Annotated in this window: 13 protein-coding genes; 10 read left to right on the top strand and 3 right to left on the bottom strand. The window is 63.6% G+C overall.

Going from position 1 to position 14,381, the window contains the following annotated elements; all coding sequences use genetic code 11:
- Nucleotides 1-321: 321 nt before the first annotated feature.
- Nucleotides 322-1,002, top strand: coding sequence for a PucR family transcriptional regulator ligand-binding domain-containing protein (locus tag ELEN_RS16600; protein ID WP_233946842.1), 681 nt, complete (start codon nucleotides 322-324; stop codon nucleotides 1,000-1,002).
- Nucleotides 944-1,480 (top strand): helix-turn-helix domain-containing protein, encoded by a 537-nt coding sequence (locus ELEN_RS16595; RefSeq protein ID WP_233946839.1) that lies wholly within the window; start codon nucleotides 944-946, stop codon nucleotides 1,478-1,480. The genes ELEN_RS16600 and ELEN_RS16595 overlap by 59 nt, the downstream gene beginning before the upstream one ends.
- A gap of 22 nt (nucleotides 1,481-1,502) precedes the next feature.
- Here the strand turns inward: ELEN_RS16595 and ELEN_RS13570 are convergent, their stop codons facing one another.
- A complete protein-coding gene (locus ELEN_RS13570) occupies nucleotides 1,503-2,909 on the bottom strand; it encodes a sodium:solute symporter family protein (protein WP_009609381.1) in 1,407 nt (468 codons plus the stop codon).
- 246 nt (nucleotides 2,910-3,155) lie between these two features.
- Here ELEN_RS13570 and argF point away from each other — a divergent pair, with 246 nt between their 5' ends.
- The 8 genes from argF (at nucleotide 3,156) to ELEN_RS13530 (ending at nucleotide 12,432) form a co-directional block, all read left to right on the top strand.
- A complete protein-coding gene (gene argF / locus ELEN_RS13565) occupies nucleotides 3,156-4,172 on the top strand; it encodes an ornithine carbamoyltransferase (protein WP_015761369.1) in 1,017 nt (338 codons plus the stop codon).
- A 133-nt stretch (nucleotides 4,173-4,305) separates the two neighbouring features.
- Entirely contained in the window at nucleotides 4,306-5,820 is a 1,515-nt protein-coding gene (locus ELEN_RS13560; protein WP_009609389.1) for a YfcC family protein, read from the top strand.
- Between the two features lie 86 nt (nucleotides 5,821-5,906).
- Nucleotides 5,907-6,767: a dimethylarginine dimethylaminohydrolase family protein gene (locus tag ELEN_RS13555; protein WP_009306805.1), complete on the top strand. Its 861-nt coding sequence runs from the start codon at nucleotides 5,907-5,909 to the stop codon at nucleotides 6,765-6,767.
- A 27-nt stretch (nucleotides 6,768-6,794) separates the two neighbouring features.
- A complete protein-coding gene (locus tag ELEN_RS13550) occupies nucleotides 6,795-7,784 on the top strand; it encodes a hydroxyacid dehydrogenase (RefSeq protein WP_015761368.1) in 990 nt (329 codons plus the stop codon).
- 330 nt (nucleotides 7,785-8,114) lie between these two features.
- Nucleotides 8,115-9,293 carry a PucR family transcriptional regulator gene (locus ELEN_RS13545; RefSeq protein ID WP_021410797.1) on the top strand — a complete coding sequence of 393 codons (1,179 nt, stop codon included), beginning with the start codon at nucleotides 8,115-8,117 and terminating at the stop codon, nucleotides 9,291-9,293.
- 403 nt (nucleotides 9,294-9,696) lie between these two features.
- Entirely contained in the window at nucleotides 9,697-9,882 is a 186-nt protein-coding gene (locus tag ELEN_RS13540; protein ID WP_009306798.1) for a hypothetical protein, read from the top strand.
- 209 nt (nucleotides 9,883-10,091) lie between these two features.
- Nucleotides 10,092-11,372, top strand: coding sequence for an aspartate kinase (locus ELEN_RS13535; RefSeq protein ID WP_015761366.1), 1,281 nt, complete (start codon nucleotides 10,092-10,094; stop codon nucleotides 11,370-11,372).
- 10 nt (nucleotides 11,373-11,382) lie between these two features.
- Nucleotides 11,383-12,432: an aspartate-semialdehyde dehydrogenase gene (locus tag ELEN_RS13530; RefSeq protein WP_035585668.1), complete on the top strand. Its 1,050-nt coding sequence runs from the start codon at nucleotides 11,383-11,385 to the stop codon at nucleotides 12,430-12,432.
- A 69-nt stretch (nucleotides 12,433-12,501) separates the two neighbouring features.
- Here the strand turns inward: ELEN_RS13530 and ELEN_RS16590 are convergent, their stop codons facing one another.
- Together ELEN_RS16590 and ELEN_RS13525 are read right to left on the bottom strand one after the other, a co-directional pair.
- Nucleotides 12,502-12,633, bottom strand: coding sequence for a hypothetical protein (locus ELEN_RS16590; RefSeq protein WP_015761364.1), 132 nt, complete (start codon nucleotides 12,631-12,633; stop codon nucleotides 12,502-12,504).
- Between the two features lie 111 nt (nucleotides 12,634-12,744).
- Nucleotides 12,745-14,181 (bottom strand): helix-turn-helix domain-containing protein, encoded by a 1,437-nt coding sequence (locus ELEN_RS13525; protein WP_015761363.1) that lies wholly within the window; start codon nucleotides 14,179-14,181, stop codon nucleotides 12,745-12,747.
- Nucleotides 14,182-14,381: the final 200 nt, after the last annotated feature.

Genomic DNA, 14,381 nt, shown 5'->3' with positions numbered 1-14,381 from the left:
CGAACTGGCGAATTCTCGAATCAGCGAAGTTGCGACCAGGCATTATGGTGGGTGACGCCCGTGTTTGCGGGTGCGAGCAGCTCGAAAACGCTTGCGAAATTGTCATGGGAAGCATTTTGCGGCCACGTCGGCAGGATGACCTAGCTCCTGGAGGGTCGCCTCTTCGAGATCGAGGCCGGGGGGGGCTTTTCGGTTCGCACGCGTAATTCTCGTCAAGCGCGGCCGGTCGTCCGAACGCGCTCCTCGCGATGCGGTATCATGCGTACCGTATTGCATCTTCTTGGAAGATCGCTTCTCATGCGCGATGGGACGGAGGGGCTGTTGGTTACCGTTGCGGACATTATCGCATTGCCGGCGTTCAAGAACGTGGAGCTGGTCGCTCCCTGCGAGGGAGCGGAGCGGCGCGAGGTGCGCAACGTGGGCATCCTCGACTGTCCTCCCGACTACAACGAATACAGTGTATACGTGGCGGGCGAACTCATCCTCACGAACCTCGGGTTCGCGTTCGGCAACCCTGGCATGGCCGAGAAGTCGCTGCTGACGATGCTGCGCCGCGACGTGGCCGCCATCGCCGTCAAAACCGTCTACGAGCCTCCCATCAGCGACGCCGTGCGCAAGGAAAGCACGGCGCGCGGGGTGCCGCTTTATCTGTACGACGGCGCTTACCACGAGACGGTGGCGTACCAATCGCTCGATCTGCTGCAGCGCGATCGCGACGAGCTGGACAAGGGCAAGGCCCTCGACGAGCTGCTGAACCGCCCACGACGGCGACCGGGTGCGTACGAGGCTGAGCGCGCTCGTGGGCGTGACGGGCTCGAAGCTGCAGTGCTTCGCGTTCGCCCTGCGCGCGGGCGACCCGTGCTCGTTCTACGCCATGCTCGACTCGGTGTCCTCTGGGCTGGGGACGGTGAGGGACGGGTGCGCGATCGTCGAGTCGGCCAGCGTGTGCCGCTACCGCGATCATATCCTGGCGTTCGTATCCTACGGCTCGGCCAGCGATGAGGAGCGGGCGGCCGCCGAGCGCCGCTGCATCGCCGTGACCTCGGTGGAAGGCAGCCTGCACTGCGGCGTGAGCGAGGCGGTGCACCTGTGCGATGGCGACCTGGCTATCCGCCAGGCGCTTGCCGCAGCCGCGAGTGCGCAGCGCCACGGCGAGCAGCTGGCGCGCTGGTCGGGCCTGCATCTGTCGGCATTCGCCAGCGCCGCGCGCTACGACCGCCTGTTCATGAGCGCGAGCGAGCTGTACCGCTCGATGCTGGCCGGCTATGACGACGAGCACGGCACTGAGCTCGTGCGTACGGCTGAGGCGCTGGTGAACTGGCACGGCGACGTGAAGGCTATCGCCGAGGAGCTTCACCAGCATCCGAACACCGTGCGTTACCGCATGCGCAAGATGAAGGCCGTGTTGGGCATTCCCCATGAGGACGACAAGGTGTTCATCAACCTGCTCAGCCTGGTGTTCCTGCCCGAGTTGGGGTGAGGCAAGGGAACGGGTTAACGCCTCATTCAAACGGCGAGGGCACCTTCTGCTTGCTGAGAAGGTTCGCCGCTGCGTACGCTACGAGCCCCGATGCCATGCCTGCGACGATGGGGACTGAGCTTGCTGTTCCCACGACGACGAAGCAGCCCGTCACCGCCACGGTGCTCGCGCCCAGCGCGTACAGCCCCGCTTTCGGGCTGAACCGCTTGAGCACGAAACTGGCCACCAGCGGCACGAACACGCAGCCCGACAGGTACCCGTAGCAGATGTCGATCCCCACCAGCACATCGTTGATCCACAGCGAGCACACCATCACCACCACGCCGATGAGCAGGGCGAACAGACGCGTGATGGTCACTTCCTTGAGGTGCGCCGTGCCCTGGGCCGCTCCTTTGCGGACGAACCGCAGGTACAGGTCGTTGTACAGGATGGTGGACGACGCCAGGATGGTGCCGCTCGACACCGACATCGTGGCCGCCATCGCCGCCGCCAAGATCAGCCCGCGCACCCCGACCGGCAAGAACGTGGACACGCCCACCACGAACGCGTTCTGAGGGTTGTCCAGGTGGGGCAGCAGCACGAACACGCTCATGCCGATGACGACGGTGGCCAGCGCGTAGAATACGCTGTACACGCCCGCGCAGACGGTGCCCGTTTTCGACACCTTCTCGTTCTTCGCGGTGAAGATGCGCTGCCAGATGTCCTGGCCGATGATGAGCCCCGGCACGTACAGCACGAGGTAGGCGAAGCTCTTGTCGAAGCCCATGCTGCCCACCGACAGGTACGCCTCGGGCACCTTGCTGACGAGCGCGTCCCAGCCGCCCGCCGCCGAGATGCAGAAGATGGGGGCCAGGATGAGGATGCCCACCGTTTTCACCACGAACTGCACGATGTCGGTCATGGTGACCGACCACATGCCTCCCACGAACGTGTACAGGATGACGATGCCGCCTCCTACCAGCATGGACAGCGTGGCGTCGATGCCCGTCACGCCGTTGATGATGGTGCCGATGGAGATGACCTGCACCACGCTCAGCGTGAGCGTGTAGATGAGCGTGAGCGCCGAGCTGAACACGCGGGCGATGGGGCCGTAGCTGCTCTCCACCACCTCGTTCACGCTGAGAGCGCGCAGCTTCGAAAGCTTGCTGGTAACCAGGAAGCCGGCCGCGACGAGCCCCAGTCCGATGCTCAGGTTGAGCCAGATGCCGCCGAGCCCGAACTCGTAGCCCAGCTGGGCGCTGCCGATAGTGGAGCCGCCGCCCAGCGTGAGCGCGGCCATGCAGCCGAAGAACAGGGGAAACGACAGCCGCCTGCCGGCCACGAGGTAATCTTCCTTCGTTTTCGCGAACCGCGCCGCGATGAAGCCGATGGCCACGATGACGATGAAGTACAACGCGATGATGACGTAGTCGATAGGCGATAGAACCATCTGCGACCCCCGCTCCGTTGGAAGAACCCGCTTGCGCGCTTTCATCCTAGATTCCTGTTGCCCTGTGTCCCTTGTTCGGTCGGACAAAGCGCGCGGCTCGGGTTTTGTCCGACTGTCCAGAGGGGCTCCCTCTCGCCGCTGCGTATGATGCTTCTCGTAACCTGGCCTGCCAGGAGGGGTCGCACCATCGGGCGCGGCGTCCGTCGGGGATTAGGGCGCAAGAGCATCCATCGAAAGGAGCTTCACATGACCGAGTCGGTATTCCAGGGACGCAGCCTCCTCTCCACGAGGGACTACACGAAAGACGAGCTGATGTACCTCATCGGGTTCGCCGAACATCTCAAAGACCTGAAGAAGTGGGGCGTCGAGCATCGCTACCTCGCAGGCAAGAACATCGCGCTCTTGTTCGAGAAGACGTCCACCCGCACCCGCGCCGCGTTCACCACCGCGTGCATCGACCTGGGCGCGCACCCCGAGTATCTGGGCAAGAACGACATCCAGCTGGGCAAGAAGGAGACGGTGCGCGACACCGCGCTGGTGCTGGGCAGCATGTTCGACGGCATCGAGTTCCGCGGCTTCAAGCAGGAGCACGTCGAGGATCTGGCGAAGTACAGCGGCGTGCCGGTGTGGAACGGCCTCACCGACAAGGAGCATCCCACCCAGATGCTGGCCGACTTCATGACCATGAAGGAGAACTTCGGCACGCTGGAGGGCCTCACGCTGGCCTACTGCGGCCAGGGACGCAACAACGTGCAGAACTCCCTCATGATCACCAGCGCCATCCTGGGCGTGAACTACGTGAACGCCACGCCGGCCGAACTCGAGCCCGACCCGGCCATCGTCGAGGTGGCGCGGGCCTTCGCCGCCGAGAGCGGCGCTACCATCACGGTGACGAACGACCCGGTGGAGGCCGTTGCGAACGCCGACGCCATCTACACGAACGTGTGGGCGGCCATGGGCGAGGAGTCCCAGTTCGCCGAGCGCGTGAAGCTCATGTCGCCCTACCAGGTGAACGCCGAGCTGCTGTCGCACGTGAAGAACCCGGACTACATCTTCCTGCACTGCCTGCCGGCCTTCCATAATGCGGAGACCGAGTACGCCGCCGATATGGCCGAGCGCTTCGGCGTGAAGGAGATGGAAGTTACCGACGAGGTGTTCTATTCCGACCACGGCCGCCAGTTCCAGCAGGCTGAGAACCGCATGCACACCATCAAGGCCATCATGGCGGCCACCCTGGGCGATCTGTACATCCCCTGCGTCTAAACACGCTTCCCGGTACGCCGTGCGGCTCTGCGCAGGGTCGCACGGCAGGCTCTGTCTGCGAGGATGCCGCTTCTGCGGCACCCTTGGGCAGCTGCGCCCCGCTGTGCCGGAAGCGTCGAGGAGAGGAGCATCCATGTCAGACAACGAGCCCGAGAAGGGCAAGAAGAAATTCAAGATGCCGAACACCTACGTCATCCTGTTCGGGGTCATCTGCTTCATCGCCGTGCTCAGCTGGTTCGTGCCGGGCGGCGCGTACGAGCTGAACGCCAACGGCGACGCTATTTCGGGGACGTACCACATCGTGGAGTCCAACCCGCAAGGGTTGTGGGACGTGTTCATGGCGCCCATCACGGGCATGCTGGGTTCGGGCGCCATCAGCGGCGCCATCGCCATCTCGCTGACCATCTTGCTGTTCGGCAGCTTCCTCGAGATGATGGAGGAAACCGGTGCGGTGAAGACGGCGCTCAAGCGCATCACCATGAAGAACCAGAACAATATGCACCTGCTTATCGCCATCCTTGTATGCCTCATGTCGTTCCTCGGCACCTTGGAGGGTGCCTACGAGGAAGGAATCGTGTACTTCCTCATGTTCGTGCCGGTGATCCTGGCGCTGGGGCTGGACACCGTGGTGGCCATCATGATCGTGGTGCTGGGCACGCAGGCCGGCTGCCTGGCCTCGACGGTGAACCCGTTCGCCACGGGTATCGCGTCGGGTATCGCGGGCATCTCGGCCGGCGACGGCATGGGCATGCGCGTGCTGATGCTGGTGGTGTTCACGGGACTCGTCATCTTCATCATCAACCGCTACGCCGACAAGGTGAAGGCTCATCCCGAGAAGTCGGTCCAGTTCTTCCGTCGCAAGCTCGATCTTATCGAGTTCCCGGTTTCGGCTGACGAGAACTTGGAGCTGTCCGGCCGTCAGAAGGGCGTGCTGGCCATCTTCGTCCTCACGTTCGCCATCATGGTGGTGGGGTGCGTGCCGTGGACTTCCATCAACCCTGATTGGACGTTCTTCGAGCAGTTCGTGTCGTGGATCGGCGTCACGCCGGTGCTGCGCGAGGTGCTGGGCAGCGACATCACGCCGTTCGGTTCGTGGTACTTCCCCGAGATCGCCATGCTCGTGATGGTGATGACGTTGCTCGCGGGCATCGTCATGCGCTACAAGGCCGATAAGATCATCGACACGCTGATCAAGGGCGCTGCCGGGCTCGTGTCCACCGCGTTCGTCGTGCCGCTGGCGCGAGGCATCCAAGTGGTGATGGACGGCGGGCAGATCACGCCCACTATCTTGCACATGTGCGAGAGCACGCTGTCGGCCCTGCCTCCCGTCGCGTTCGTGATTGTGGCGCTGATCTGCTACTTCCTCATCGCGTGCCTCATTCCCTCGTCGACGGGGCTGGCGGCCGCGACCATGGGCATCATGGCGGCGCTGTCGCAGTTCGCCGGCGTGGACGTGGCCATCATGGTGACCATCTACTGCATGGCGCTGGGTCTGGCCAAGATGATCTCGCCTACGTCCATCGTGGTGATGACCTGTACTTCGGCTGCCCACATGAGCTACGGCGACTGGGTGAAGCGCGCCGCACCCATCGTGGGCTTCCTGTTCCTGGTGTGCTGCGTGTTCCTCACCGTGGCCGTGATGCTGTAACCCTCCGCGCTGCCCCCGGGGCGCCCCGCGCGCCCCGGTTTCTCAAACTGCTTCCCAAACAACCTGTCAAACGAAAGGAGCCTATCATGGCTGAAGAAGAGAAGGTCTACGTGTCCAACGCAACGAACCCGCTGAAGAAAGTGATGATGTGCTCGCCGCGGTACTACCAGTTCAACGGCATCAACGTGATCACCGCCGAGTGGATGAAGAAGGGCGACCAGGAAAAGAACGACGTCATGGTTGCCGAGTGGCAGATGCTGGTGGATGCGTTCAAAGACAACGGTATCGAAGTGGTCGAAGTGGAGGCGCGCCCCGAGTTCGAGGTGATGACGTTCGCCCGCGACTACGGTTGCATGATCAAGGAAGGCGCCGTGATCGGCCACTTCCGCCACCCGGTCCGTCAGGTGGAGGCCGTGGCGTACGAGGAGAAGCTGAAGGAGATGGGCGTTCCCATCGTGGCGCGCGTGAACGCGGGCTGCATGGAAGGCGGCGACTTCTGGATGATCGACGAGCACACGCTGGCGTTCGGCCAGGTGGATCGTACCGACCAAGCCGGCGTGGACAACCTGCGCGACCAGCTGCAGAAGTTCGGCTACACCGTGGTGGGCGTGCCGTGCCCGCCGGACAACCTGCATCTCGATATGATCTTCAACATCGTGGCCCCGCAGGTGGCGCTGGCTTGCATCGACCAGCTGCCCTACAACTTCCTGCAAATGCTGAAGCGTCGCAATTTCGAGCTGATCCCCGTGGCCAGCGAAGATATGTACAAGCACGGCTGCAACGTGCAGTGCATCGGCAACGGCAAAGTGGTGGCAATCGAGAAGAACAAGCACATCAACGACAAGATGCGCGCGCTGGGCTTGGACGTGATCGACGTGCCGCTCGACCAGATCCTGCATGCGGGCGGCGGTCCTCACTGCCTGACCCAGCCCATCGAGCGTCCGTAACTTCGTCGAGACGAAAGAAGGGTTGCCATGAAGGTTCTCATCTGCGATCACGCCGATTGCATGATGCCCGACCACGCGCTGGAGATCGAAACCCTGCGCGCGGGCCTGGGCGAGGACGTGGAGGTCGAGGTTCTCGAGTACGAGGACGATAAGCGTGATGAATTCTACGAGCATGTGGCCGATGCCGATGCGTTGCTGACGGCGTTCGTCACGGTGGATGCCGAGGCTATGGATCGCGCGCCGAAGCTCAAGGTGGTTTCGCTGAACTCTACCGGGTTCGACCAGGTTGACCTGGACGAGGCCACGAAGCGGGGCATCGGGGTCTGCCCGGTGGGCGAGTACTGCACGTGGGACGTGGCCGAGAGCGCCATCGCGTACATGGGCGCGCTCAACAAGCACTTCAAGTTCTACCAGAGGGAGATCGACGAGCGGCACAAGTGGGATTACGCCGCGGCACCCCAGTGGCCGCGTCTGGAGGATCAGGTGCTGGGCATCGTCGGGTTCGGCAAGATCGGCAAATGCACGGCCGAGAAGGCGATGGGCCTCGTGAAGCGCGTGATAGCCTGCGATCCGCACGCTGACGACGCTGCGTTCGCCGAACGGGGAGTGACGCGCGTGAGCAAGGAAGAGCTGCTGACCCATGCCGACATCATCGTGAACCACATGTGCTTGACCGATGACAACGTGCGCTTTTTCGACGAGGCGGCGTTCGACTTGATGGCGCGACGTCCTATCTTCATCAACCTGGGCCGCGGCCTGTGCGTTGATGAGGAAGCGCTTGTGGACGCGCTCGATGCGGGCAAGCTCCGTGCGTTCGGCGCGGACGTGCTGTACGACGAGACTCCGGATCTGGCTTCGAACAAGCTGGTAGGACGCGACAACGTCATCATCACGCCCCATTCTGCGTTTTACTCGACCACGGCTATCGAAGATCTAGAGCGTTTGAGCTGCGAGAACATCGTCCATTTCCTGAAAGGCGAGAAGGAGAAGGTATTCAAGCTGGTCAACGAGGTGTAGGGCGAAACGGGGGGAGGGCCGTCGCAAGTACGGCCCTCCCTCGCTGCGCGCGTTCTGGGCGCAAACGGCCCCCTGTGACAAAGTTCGCCATGGCGAACCGCCGATTTTCCGAAGCGGAAAATCGCCACCAGGCATTATGCCGAACGTCATCCGGGTCGGTCGGCGCGAGCGGCATGAAAACGCCTCGGGAATTGTCATGGGTGCGCTTTCGCGTCCATTTTTCTCGCGAGTCGGGTTGGATGCTTCGTGTCGAACGGCAGGATGCGCCAAGTGGCGCAGGACGGCGACTCGTCGTATCATGTCCGTGACAGGTTTCGGAAGGAGCTCCTCGTGATCACGGTTGCGGACATACTTGCGTTGCCGGCGTTCGAACAGGTGCAGCCGCTGGTGCTGTGCGAAGGAGCCGAGTTGCGAGAAGTTCACAACGTGGGCATCCTCGATTGCGCTCCCGATAAGGACGGCGGCTACGAATCGTACATTCCCGGCGAGTTCATCGTGACGAACCTGGGGTTCGCGCACGACGATCCGGAATTGTCCGAGCGATCGCTTCTGGTCCTGATAGCGCGCGGCGTTTCGGGTATTGCGCTGAAGAAAGCGTATCGCCCCATCGTCAGCGACCGCGTGCGGGCTGCCAGCGAGGCGGCGGGCGTGCCAATGTACTTGTACGACGGCGGCTACCACGAAGTGGTGGCATATCAGGCGCTCGATCTGATTCGGCGCGACAGCGAGCAATCCGATAAGGGACGCATCATGGACGGCTTGCTTTCTGGGCACGATCCGCATGCTGCCCGTGCGGCGTTGTACGAGCTGGCGGGGGCGACCGGATCGACCGTCCAATGCATAGCGGCGTCCCCGAAAGCGGACGACGAATGCTCCCTATACGCCATGCTCGACGCGATGACCGTCGTGTTGGCCGAGTTCAAGCGCGATTGGGACGATGTGGTGGAGGCGGTGTTCGCCTTCCGCTACCATGGCGCGTTGCTTGCGCTGGTGTCGTACGCGCAGCCTCCTGCCGGCGTGCGAACTCGCTCCGAAAGCGACCTGACGATGCGCCTTTTGGCTGCGGGCCAGGTGCATCTGGGAGTGGGCGAGGAGACGCCGCTTTCCGACGGCGACATGAGCGTGCGCGAGGCGCTTGCCGCGTTGAAGACGGCGCAGGTTGAGGGCGATCGCGTGGTGTGCTGGGCCGATCTGCATCACGATGCGTTTCGTGCGGCCGCCAACGAGGGGCGCTTGTTCTGGCGCACGGCCGCGCTGCACAGGGCCTTGCTGGAAGAGCACGACGATCTTCACGGCACCGAGCTTGCCGCGACTGCCGAGGCGGTCGCGCGCGCCTACGGCGACCTGCGTCTGGCGGCCGAGGCGTTGCATCAGCATCCGAACACCGTTCGCTACCGCCTGCGCAAAGCTAAGGACGTGCTCGGCATGCCCGATTCCCCCGATCGCGAGTTCGCGTTCCTGCTGGGCCTCGTGTATCTGGACTACACGAACCCCTTGCTGCAGCCGTAAGGGCAGGGGGCGGCGGCTCGCTACGCGGCGCTCGATGCTTTCTCGGCCAGTCCGCCTGCAATAATATGATTTAAATCATCATGGACAAAAAGCACTACTTTTCAGTAGTTTTCGACGCGTAATGGGAGCGAGCAGGAAAGAGAGGTCGAAGAAACCCCAGGTGATGAAAAGCTATTCCAAAATGAGAATAAAGAAAAACGGCATATTTTGTCCATGATGGTTTTGGTAATGAATCAAGTCGCAGCGCGCCGCTGTCTCACGAGGCAACGGAGGCGCTTTGAAGCTGTCGGGACGCTTGTTTGTACGATCGGCCAAAACCGACCGGCGAGGTTCTCCATTCGTCCAAAAGCCATCTTTCCTTGGTGCAGTACGCTGGATGCATCGAAAAGGAAAGGAGCATCTCATGTTTGGAAAACTGAACGAGCAAGCTGCGTCCGCCCTGCTGTCTTTGGAGCCCGGCGACCTGTCGTATTGCCTTAAGCTGGCGAAGCGCTTCGAGCACATGGGCATCGAGAGCGATCAGGCGAGCAATGCGTTGTGCACGCTCGTTGAGAGCGGCGAGCTGGAGACGATCTACCAGGCGGGGTAAGCGTATGCAGAGCAACGTCGAAGCTGTCTTCGGTTCGGGACGTCGCCCGCATGATCTGCTCGGTTTCGAGCGCATCATGCGGGCGACTGCTCGTTCTCTTCGTTTTCCCCATGTAAAAAGCTCCTGTTAACGGGCTTTCTATAGGCGACGATGCGACCGTTTGGTATAGTGGACAGCCGATTGGGTTCAACCTGACGAGAAAGAGCACCATGTCGCTAATCGTAGCAAAATTCGGGGGCACGTCCGTCGCTTCGCCTGAGCGCATCCAGATGGTCGCGAAGAAGCTCATTGCGAAGAAGCAGGCAGGGCACCAGGTGGTTGCCGTCGTGTCCGCCATGGGCAAGACCACCGACGAGCTCGTAGGCCTCGCCGCCTCGCTCAACGACAACCCGCCGGCGCGCGAGATGGACCGTCTGCTGTCCACGGGCGAGCAGGTGTCCATGACGCTGCTGGCGATGGCCATCGAGGCGCGCGGCTACAAGGCCATGAGCTTCACGGGCCGTCAGGCCGGCATCGAGACGGACGGCATGCACGCCAAGGCCAAAATCGTGAAGGTGCACAACGAGCGCATCATGGAAGCCCTGAACAAGGGCGTGATCGCGGTGGTGGCCGGGTTCCAGGGCATCGACGCCAACGGCGACATCACCACGCTCGGCCGCGGCGGCTCCGACACCACGGCGGTGGCGGTGGCGCACGGTCTGGGCGCCGACGTGTGCGAGATCTACTCCGATGTGGACGGCGTGTACACGGCCGACCCGCGCGTGTGCCCGCGCGCCAAGAAGCTCGACGTCATCTCGTACGACGACATGCTGGAGCTGTCCAGCTCGGGCGCCGGCGTGCTGCAGATGCGCGCCGTGGAGTTCGCGCGCAAGTACCAGGTCGTCATTCATTCCCGCTCGGCGTTCTCCGACGCCGAAGGCACCTATATCAAGGAGGAGACCGACATGATGGAGGAAGCCGTCATCACCGGCATCGCCCACGACACGTCCGAGGTGAAGTTCACCATCCGCGGCGTGCCCGACATGACCGGCGTGGCCGCGAAGGTGTTCTCGGCGCTGGCGGGCAACACGGTGAGCGTGGACATGATCATCCAGAACATCTCGGAGGACGGCATCACCGACATCAGCTTCACGTGCCCCGGTGCCGACCTGCCCCGCGCGAAGGAGACGGTGGAGCGCATCTTACCCGACATCAACGCCCGCGACTACGACGTGGACGAGGACATCGCGAAGGTGAGCCTCGTGGGCACGGGCATGAAGTCGTCGCCCGGCGTGGCGGCGCGCGCGTTCTCGACGCTCGGCGAGAACCAGATCAACATCCTGGCCATCTCGACGTCGCCCATCCGGCTGTCCGTCGTGGTGGACGGCGCGCAGGCCGCGGCGGCCGTGCGCTGCCTGCACAAGGCGTTCGACCTCGATTCCGACAGCGTGTTCGAGGAGACGCAGCTGAGCGCCGAGGAAATCGCCGCGAAGATGAACAAGGGTAGATAGGGGACTGACGATGACTTGGACAAAGAGGATGCCGGCGAACCCGGTGGTGGCCGTGGCGGGCGCCACGGGCGCGGTGGGCGCCGAGTTCTTGCAGGTGCTGCACGACGTCGACTTCCCGGCGGCCGAGGTGCGCGCGCTCGCGTCCGCCCGCTCGGCGGGCAAGGCGCTGCCGTTCTTGGGCTGCGGCCAGGTGCCGGCGGGCGACCTCACGGTGCAGGAAATGACGCCGGAGTCGTTCGAAGGCGTGGACATCGCGCTATTCTCGTGCGGCGCGGGCGTGTCGAAGGAGATGCGCGAAGCCGTAGCCGCGGCCGGCGCCGTGATGATCGACAACTCCAGCGCGTTCCGCATGGACGAGGACGTGCCGCTCGTGGTGCCCGAGGTGAACCCGGGCGACGTGGCGTGGCACAACGGCGTGATCGCGAACCCGAACTGCTCCACCATCCAGATGGTGGTGGCTTTGAAGCCGCTCTACGACCTGTCGCCCATCAAGCGCGTGGTGGTGTCCACGTACCAGGCGGCCAGCGGCGGCGGCGCGCCGGCCATGGCCGAGCTGTACGACCAGACGCGCGAGTTCCTCGGCGGCACGCCCGACGACGAGCTGACCGTCGAGGTGTTCCAGCATCGCATCGCGTTCAACTGCATCCCGCACATCGACAAATTCCTCGAGGACGATTCCACCAAGGAAGAGTGGAAGATGGTCGTCGAGACGAAGAAGATCATGGGCGACCAGGGCATCCGCGTGGCCGCCACGTGCGTGCGCGTGCCCGTGCTGCGCTGCCACGCCGAGGCCGTGTACGTGGAGTTCGCCGACGAGGTGAGCGTGGAGGCCGCGCGTGCGGCCCTCGAGGCGTTCCCCGGCATCGTGGTCATGGACGACTGCGCCACGAACACGTACCCCATGCCGGGCCTGCTGGCCGGCACGAACGAGACGTACGTCGGCCGCCTGCGCCGCGACGACACGGTGGACCACGGCCTGGCCATGTGGGTGGTTGCCGACCAGATCCGCAAGGGCGCGGCCCTCAACGCCGTGCAGATCGCGCAGCTGCTGTTGCCGTAGCGCGAGAGCGCGCAGCGAGCTTGCTCCGGCGGCCGCCCTTGGGCGGCCGCCGTGCGTTGCGGGAGGGTTTCAACGCCACGGCGCCCTGATGCGCCAGCCGGTTTCCGTCACGTCGACGAACAGCAGCCCCAGCAAGAACAGCGCCGCGGCCGTGTACCCGCACCCGGCGATGACGAGGGATGCTATCCCGATTGCGTCCATGCATGCTCCTTTCCGTTCGAGAAGCAGCATACGGACGCGCGCGTTAAGAGGATGCGAAAGACGCGCCCCGCACGTTAACATTGCGCAAAGACGCCGCACATCCCGGACGCCCTACTCGTCCTGCGCGTCCTTTCCGCAGCGGGCGTTCACCAGGTCGACGATCTCCTGCTTCGCGTGCACGTCGAGCAGGGCGTAGATCTTCTTCGTGTGGGTGCGCACGGTGTTTTCCGAGATGAACAGCTTTTTCGCGATGGACGGCACGTCGTAGCCGTGCGCCAGCAGGTCGAGCACCTCGGTCTGGCGCGCCGACAGCCCGCGCTCGGCGGCCAGCTGCGCGCACGCCTGCTGCAGCACGTCGACGCCGCTGGGGGCGGCCTCCTTCGGGCGCGCGGCGCTCTTCCGCACGAGGATGAACATGACCAGCGAGCAGCCGTACAGCAGCACGAACACGCTGGTGACGATCTGTGTCTCCTGCGACAGCGAACTGCGTCCGATCACGGCCGCCAAACCTTGCCCGATCAGGCGCGACGCGTATGTGACGCCCGCGAACAGCGCGTACACGAACACGAGTCCGAGGCCGCGCTCGCTCGCGATGGAGATGCACGACACCATCATGACGATGGAGAACAGCGTGAATCCGAAGCTGCCCACGAACAGCACGAGGGTGCGGTACTGCTCGGCCACGAAGGGGAACGCCAGGAACGCGGTGATGAGCACGGGGAACAACACGACGTACGCCTTCGAGATGGTCGTTTCCTTGTCGAGCGCCAGCCAGACGACGGCCAGGATCGCCGCCGATACGAGGTTCGCCGCGAACACGATGGCGCAGCTCTCGAAGAACGCGAGGTCGTCGGAGAACGCCACCGATCCGATGACGGGCGAGATCACGCCGATCATGACGATGCACAGCAGGGGCTTCCAGAAGCGGCTGCGGATGAGCAGCGGCACGCGCGGCGCTGCGCCTGCAGGGGGCGTGGCGACGGGCGCCGTAGCGGGCGCGCCGCCCTCGAACCGCAGGGTGAAGAACAGCAGCACGAGGTTGCAGAACGCCAGCAGCGACTCGGTGAACAGCAGCCCGGCCTGGCCGAACGCGAAGAACAGCCCGAAGGGGAGCAGCGACAGCACCGATCCCAGGATGATCTGCTTCTTCGTCTCGCGCGGCTCGCTGAGCGACAGCACCGTCTCCCAGCAGATGAAGCAGCACGTGGTTCCCACGCCCACGAGCACGGCCGACACGGTGAGCATGACGGCCGACGACGTGACGAAGAACCCCAGCAGGAAGATCATGCCCGCCGCGATGAGCAGCACGGCCTCGAAGAACGGCGCGCGGTCGAACAGCCGCGGAAAGCGCGTCGATCCCAGGAAGTAGACGAAGAACGCGACGATGTTGCTGAGCGACACCGGCGTGCTCCAGCTGTCCTGCGCGCTCGCGCCGAACGCGAACTGCGGCAGGAACGAGAAGCCCCACAGCGAGAACGAGTTCATCGCCAAAAAGCAGGCGAACCCCGTGGCCACCAAGAACAGCTGAGTTTTCTTCGTATGCGCCATAACCCCTCCCCAGGCATATTGTAGGCGAAATCAGGGGACGCTTCGATGGCCGACGCCCAAAAAGGCGTGCCGATGATCAGCGAATTTGCCAATTCACCTGATCTATGTGACCCCTTTTCGAGCGAAACACCAAGCGCGGGTGAACGCGCGCCGCCCGCGTTCGTGCAAGACTGAGCCCGTGTTCCGCAACCGATCGCAAG

Origin of the sequence: Eggerthella lenta DSM 2243 (genome assembly GCF_000024265.1) — a bacterium.
In the GTDB taxonomy this organism is placed as follows: Bacteria; Actinomycetota; Coriobacteriia; order Coriobacteriales; family Eggerthellaceae; genus Eggerthella; species Eggerthella lenta.
The sequence above is the reverse complement of the archived record's forward strand: the minus strand, read 5'-3'. Positions and strand labels throughout refer to the sequence as shown.